Raw genomic sequence first — 6,331 nt, forward strand, 5'->3', positions numbered from 1 at the left:
GGGGGCGCCGGGGCAGGGGAGTGCGCCGCCGCCCGGGGCGCCGGGGGCGCCCGGCGGCGGGTATGTGCCGACGCAGCTCGTCTCCTCCGACGACGTCAACGCGCAGGTCGAGGAGAGCGGGCAGCAGCCGGCCGCCGACAAGCCCGGCGACACCGGCGGCGGCGGTGTGCACCAGGCGGCGACGATGCTGGCCAACCCGTCCGACGGGCGGGGGCGCGGCATGGCGCCTCCGCCGCCCGCGCCCCCCGGCATGCCGGGCGCGCCCGCCGGCGCACCTCCGGGTCCCGGGGTGCCCCCGGGTCCCCCGGGGGCACCGGGTGCGCCGCCCGCGTACGGCTATCCGCAGGCGCCGGGCCAGCCGGTCGTGGGCCCCGGCTATATGGCCGTGCTCCGCTACCGCGCACCGGACGGCTCCGAGCAGCAGCTCATCCGCCGCTCGGCGCCCGGCGCCCCGCACCCGGAGTGGCAGATCCTGCACGAGCTGCGGGCCATGAACGTCCCGCCGCAGCAGGTGGTGGAGCTGCACACCGAGCTGGAGTCCTGCAGCCTGCCGGGCGGCTACTGCACCCGGATGATCCGGGAGACCTGGCCCCAGGTGCGGGTCAGCCACACCGCCTCGTACGGGACGGACCACGCCTCCCGGCAGCAGGGCATGCGGCATCTGGTCGAGCACCAGGGCGAGCTGCATCAGGTGGCGGACGGCCCGGCGCGTCCGGCGCCGAACCGGGTCCCGCTGCCGCCGCCGCACCAGATCCAGCCCGCGCCGCCGGTGCCGCCGGACGCGATCGGCCAGGAGCTCATGCAGGCGTTCGGGCCGCAGGGGGTGTTCCGCTTCGACCAGCGGGCCGTCTCCCGGCAGGGCGTGCCGGACATCGTGGCGCAGACCCTGGTGTGGGCCGGTGTACCGATCGACATGGGCCCGTTCTTCTGGGGCCAGGCCCAGCCGGGCCGGCCGGTGCCGACGCTGGCCGAGCTGGCGCAGGAGCGGGGCGTCCAGGCGGCGCCGGACGCGGCGTCGTATCTCGTGATGGGGACGGACTTCGGGCGTCAGCTGTGTGTGCAGTACGGGACGGCGCACATCGTGGCCGTTCCGCTGGAGGCCCCGGCGGCGGGGCAGCCCGCGGGGGCACCGCAGTTCGTGAACACCGGGCTGCCGGAGTTCGTGCGCTGCCTGGCGATGCTGGGGCGGATGTGGCGGCTGCGGTACGGCCTGACGCAGGAGCAGGCGGGGCGCTGGACCGTCGACTTCCAGCTGCAGCTCGCCTCGCTGGACCCGGCGGCGCTGTCCTCGCCGGAGAACTGGTGGTCCGTGCTGCTGGAGCAGATGTGGGACGGCCTCTTCTGAGCCGGACCCCGGATCCCGGGCCTCCGGCGGGCTCCCCCGGAAGGGAGGGGGAGCCCGCCGGGCCGGGCTCAGCCCGGCTGCTGGGCCGGGAGGGCAGTCGCCACCTCGTCGGGTGAGCGGCCGGTGAGGGAGGCCAGCGACGAGCGGACGTGCGCCATGTGCTGGCGCAGCTCCTCGCGCCGCTCCTCGTGCTCCCGCAGCACCCGCTCGGTCTCCCGCTGGACGCCCTCCTCCCGCACCCGGGCCTGCGCCAGCAGCTCCGCGCCCTGCGCCTCCGCGTCCTCCTTGCGGTGCCGGGCGGCCTCCTCGGCCTCCGCGTGCGCCCGCCTCGCGTCGGCCAGGGCGCGCTCGCCGCGGGTCTCCATCTCGGAGATCCGGCCGTCCAGCGCGGCCTCCTTCTTGGCCAGCTCGCGGTCGGTCGTGTCGGCCTCGGCGGCCTGCTCCTTCTCCTGCTCGGCGAGGAGCGAGGCGCAGCGCCGGGACATGTCCTTGAGCGCCTCCGCCGCCTCCCGGCAGATCTTCTCGGCCTGGGCGCGGGCCTCGGAGCGCAGTTCGTCGGCGCGGGCCTGCGCCGAGTCGATGGTGCGGACCGCCGCCGCCTCGGCCGAGGCCCGCACCCGGGTGGACTCGTCCCGCGCTGCTTCCTTGAGCTGCCGCGCCTCGGCCTCCGCCCGTTCGCTGATCTGCTGGGCCTCGGCCTCGCCCGCGGTGCGTACCTCCGCGGCCTCCGCGTCGGCCGTGGCGAGCAGTGACTGGGCGCGCTGGCCCAGCGACTCGTAGGTCTGCGGGGGGAGCGAGGCGGCGAGGGCCTGGAGCCGTTCGGCTTCCTCGGCCATTTCCTTGGCGAGCACGGTGAGTTGCGCGGCGCGCTCCCACGCCGCGTCGCGCTCTCCGTTCAGGTCGGTCATGCGGCCGTCCACCTGTTCGGGCCGGTAGCCGCGACCCCGGACGACGACAAAGCCGTGCGGCGACGACGCACTCATTTCGAGCCCCTAACCTCAGCGACACATTCGAGCGAAGCGAGCGAACCGAGCGATGTGGCCCCACGACGGCCATACGACGCACTTCCGCCCGAGCCTGTACTCCAGCATGCGCTACTTCACCTTCGTAGCCGTAATCGGCACAACCCGCCGCAACTGATCGAAAAGCACCCCGGCGCGCGACGGCCGTCCGGGGCTCCCGGTGGCAGTGCCCAGCACGCTGAGCCCCGCATTCGGCGCCGGAAGGGTCGTCGTACCGGCGCCCCCGAGGCGTCAGTCGCCCGCCCCTCCAGGCCATTCGTGTGGGTGACACGGGGTCGATCCCCCAGTCGACGCGACGGCACCCCTACGGGTCTGCCCCGACGAAAGCCGGGTCCCGCTTCGTCCCGGCGTACGACGCCGCCCGCGCTCGCCCTCCGTAGCGTGCTGTGCACCTGGAGACCGCGGCCGGGTGGGGTTTACCCCACCCCCAAGACACGGATCCGCACCATCGCGGCGGCCCCCGGCTTCCAGGAGGCTCGACCTGCACGACGCACCACGCACGATGCACGGCGCGAGTGGCCCACACCGGACGAGACCCGAGGAGCATGCTGTGAGCACGGCTGTAGTGAACCCGATGACCGGGGGCGAGCGGGGAGTCACGGCCGCTGCCGCCGCCGCACGGGGCGTGGTGAAGGCGTATGGCTCCGGCGAGACCCGGGTGGTGGCCCTGGACCGGGTGGACGTGGACATCATGCGGGGCGCCTTTACCGCGATCATGGGTCCTTCCGGATCCGGCAAGTCGACCCTGATGCACTGCCTCGCCGGGCTCGACTCGGTGAGCGAGGGGCGGATATGGGTCGGCGAGCAGGAGATCACCGGCCTGAAGGACAAGAAGCTCACCCGGCTGCGCCGGGACCGGATCGGCTTCATCTTCCAGGCGTTCAACCTGCTGCCCACCCTGAACGCCATCGAGAACATCACCCTCCCCATGGACATCGCGGGCCGTAAGCCCGACCAGCAGTGGACGGACCGCGTGATCCAGACCGTCGGGCTCGCCGGGCGCCTCAAGCACCGGCCCAACCAGCTCTCCGGCGGCCAGCAGCAGCGCGTGGCCGTGGCCCGCGCCCTCGCCGCGCGGCCCGAGATCATCTTCGGTGACGAGCCCACCGGCAACCTCGACTCCCGGGCCGGCGCCGAGGTCCTCGGCTTCCTGCGGCGCTCGGTGGACGAGCTGGGCCAGACGATCGTGATGGTCACCCACGACCCGGTGGCCGCCTCCTACGCGGACCGGGTGCTGTATCTCGCGGACGGCCGGCTGGTGGACGAGATGCACCGGCCGACCGCCGAGGCCGTGCTGGACCGGATGAAGCACTTCGACACCCTCGGGAGGGTGTCGTGACCGTCGTCAAGACCTCCCTGCGCAACTTTCTGGCCCACAAGGGCCGGATGGCGCTCAGCGGTATCGCCGTGGTGCTGTCGGTGGCGTTCGTGTGCGGCACGCTCGTCTTCACCGACACCATGGGCTCCACCTTCGACAAGCTGTTCGCCGCGACCTCGGCGGACGTCACCGTCTCCCCGAAGGACGCGGACGACGACGACGCGCCCGACACCGGCAAGCCCGCCTCGCTGCCCGCCTCCGCGGTCGCAGCCGCGGGCCGCGCTGACGGCGTCAAGCGGGCCGAGGGCGGGGTGACGAGCGAGAGCGTCACCGTCGTCGACAAGGACAACAAGAACATGGGCTCCAGCACCGGAGCCCCCACCATCGCGGGCAACTGGACCCGCAACGACCGCAGGTCGATGGAGATCACCTCCGGGCACGCCCCGCGCGGCCCCACCGAGGTGATGGTCGACGCCGACACCGCCGACAAGCACGGCCTCGAACTGGGCGACGAGCTGCGCACCATCGCCGTCACCGGCGACATCCGCGCGAAGATCTCCGGCATCGCCACGTTCAAGGTCACCAACCCCGGCGCCGCCATCGTCTTCTTCGACACCGACACCGCGCAGCGCAAGCTGCTCGGCGCCACCGGCCGCTTCACCCAGGTCTCCGTCACCGCCGACACCAACGTCACCGACGGGCTGCTGAAGAAGAACGTGGCGGAGCAGCTCGGCGCGGACCGCTACACCTACCGCACGCAGCAGGAGGCCGCGGACGCCAACCGGGACGAGATGGGCAGCTTCCTGGACGTGCTGAAGTACGCGCTGCTCGGCTTCGCCGGGATCGCCCTGCTCGTCGGCGTCTTCCTGATCGTCAACACCTTCTCCATGCTGGTCGCCCAGCGCACCCGGGAGATCGGGCTGATGCGGGCGCTCGGCTCCAGCCGCCGGCAGGTCAACAGGTCGGTGCTGACCGAGGCGCTGCTGCTGGGCGTGGTCGGCTCGGTGCTGGGCGTGGGCGCGGGCATCGGACTGGCCGTCGGGCTGATGAAGCTCATGAGCAGCATGGGCATCAACCTGGACACCTCCGAGATGACCCTCGTCTGGACCACCCCCGTCGTCGGTCTGGTACTCGGCATCGTCGTCACCGTGCTGGCCGCCTGGCTCCCGGCCCGGCGCGCGGGCCGGGTCTCGCCGATGGCCGCGCTGCGGGACGCGGGCACCCCCGCGGACGGCCGCGCGGGCGCCGTACGGGCCGTGCTGGGCGTGCTGCTGACCGGCGGCGGCGCGGCGTGTCTGGTGGCCGCTTCCCAGGCGGACAAGGCGGCTACGGGCTCGCTGTTCCTGGGCGGCGGTGTGCTGCTCTCGCTGCTCGGGTTCATCGTCGTCGGGCCCACGGTGGCGGGGTTCTTCGTCCGCGTGCTGTCGGCGGTCGTCGCCCGCCCGTTCGGCCGGGTCGGCCGGCTCTCGGAGCGCAACGCGCTGCGCAACCCGCGCCGTACCGGCGCCACCGGCGCGGCCCTGATGATCGGCCTGGCGCTGGTCGCGGCGCTGTCGGTGGTCGGCTCCTCGATGGTCGCCTCGGCCGAGGACCAGCTCGACGCGTCGGTCGGCGCGGACTTCATCATCCAGAACGACACCGGCCAGCCGCTCACCCCCGCCGTCTCGAAGAAGATCCGCGCAAACCCCGAGCTGGCCACGGTGACCAGGTACAAGGACGTCCCGGCGAAGCTCACCGCGCCGGACGGCAAGACCGGGGACACCATTCTGTCCGCGAACGACCCCTCCTATATGAAGGACCTGCGCCGCGAGACCGTCTCCGGCGACCGGGCCGGCGTCTACGAGCGCGACGCGATGTCCGTCGGCCAGGACTACGCCGAGGAACACGGGGTGAAGGTCGGCGACACCCTGACCGTCGCCTTCGAGCGCGGGCGCACGGCCAAGCTGCGGGTCGCCGCCATCACCAAGGACGAGGGCGAGGCGCTGGACAAGGGCGCGATGTACGTGGGCATCCGCACCGTACGCAGCTACCTCCCGGCCGACCGGATGCCGCTCGACCAGATGATGTTCGCCACCGCGAAGGACGGGCGCGCGGACGCCGCGTACCAGGCGCTGAAGAGCGACCTGAAGCCCTACCCCCAGTTCAAGGTGCGGGACCAGGCCGACTACAAGGAGGCGCTGAAGGAGCAGGTCGGGCAGCTGCTCAACATGGTCTACGGGCTGCTGGCCCTCGCGATCGTCGTCGCCGTGCTGGGCGTGGTGAACACCCTGGCCCTGTCCGTGGTGGAGCGCACCCGGGAGATCGGCATGATGCGGGCCATCGGGCTCTCCCGGCGCCAGCTGCGGCGGATGATCCGGCTGGAGTCGGTGGTCATCGCCCTCTTCGGGGCCCTGCTCGGGCTCGGGCTCGGGATGAGCTGGGGCGCGACGGCGCAGCGGCTGCTCGCGCTGGAGGGGCTGAACGTGCTGCAGATCCCCTGGCCCACCATCCTGGGCGTCTTCGCCGGGTCCGCGGTGGTCGGACTGGCCGCGGCGCTGGTCCCGGCGTTCCGGGCCGGCCGGATGAACGTACTGAACGCGATCGCCACGGAGTGAGCCGAGGAGGGCGCCGATGAGGGCGGACTGAACCCCGGGAGGGGGCGGGCGC

4 protein-coding genes are annotated in these 6,331 nt (G+C 73.1%); 3 read left to right on the forward strand and 1 reads right to left on the reverse strand.

Annotated features, from left to right (window positions below; translation table 11 throughout):
- Positions 1-1,345: SUKH-4 family immunity protein (locus tag G5C65_RS29070; protein ID WP_206442395.1), on the forward strand; the 1,345-nt coding region annotated here is incomplete at its 5' end.
- 68 nt (positions 1,346-1,413) lie between these two features.
- Here G5C65_RS29070 and G5C65_RS29075 read toward each other — a convergent pair.
- The gene (locus tag G5C65_RS29075; RefSeq protein ID WP_165302022.1) at positions 1,414-2,328 is read right to left on the reverse strand and encodes a coiled-coil domain-containing protein; all 915 of its coding nucleotides are present in this window, start codon (positions 2,326-2,328) and stop codon (positions 1,414-1,416) included.
- Between the two features lie 613 nt (positions 2,329-2,941).
- Here G5C65_RS29075 and G5C65_RS29080 point away from each other — a divergent pair.
- Positions 2,942-3,706 (forward strand): ABC transporter ATP-binding protein, encoded by a 765-nt coding sequence (locus G5C65_RS29080; RefSeq protein ID WP_165302024.1) that lies wholly within the window; start codon positions 2,942-2,944, stop codon positions 3,704-3,706.
- Complete coding sequence (locus G5C65_RS29085; RefSeq protein WP_165302023.1) at positions 3,703-6,279, forward strand: FtsX-like permease family protein; 2,577 nt, start codon at positions 3,703-3,705, stop codon at positions 6,277-6,279. Before G5C65_RS29080 ends, G5C65_RS29085 begins: the two co-directional genes overlap by 4 nt.
- Positions 6,280-6,331 lie beyond the last annotated feature (52 nt).

It is taken from the genome of Streptomyces boncukensis (assembly GCF_011045075.1).
Classification (GTDB): Bacteria; Actinomycetota; Actinomycetes; order Streptomycetales; family Streptomycetaceae; genus Streptomyces; species Streptomyces boncukensis.

Bases quoted from the DNA above. Each gene is read 5' to 3' on its own strand.
- G5C65_RS29075 (WP_165302022.1), bottom strand. From the start codon at position 2,328: ATGAGTGCGTCGTCGCCGCACGGCTTTGTCGTCGTCCGGGGTCGCGGC.
- G5C65_RS29080 (WP_165302024.1), top strand. From the start codon at position 2,942: ATGACCGGGGGCGAGCGGGGAGTCACGGCCGCTGCCGCCGCCGCACGG.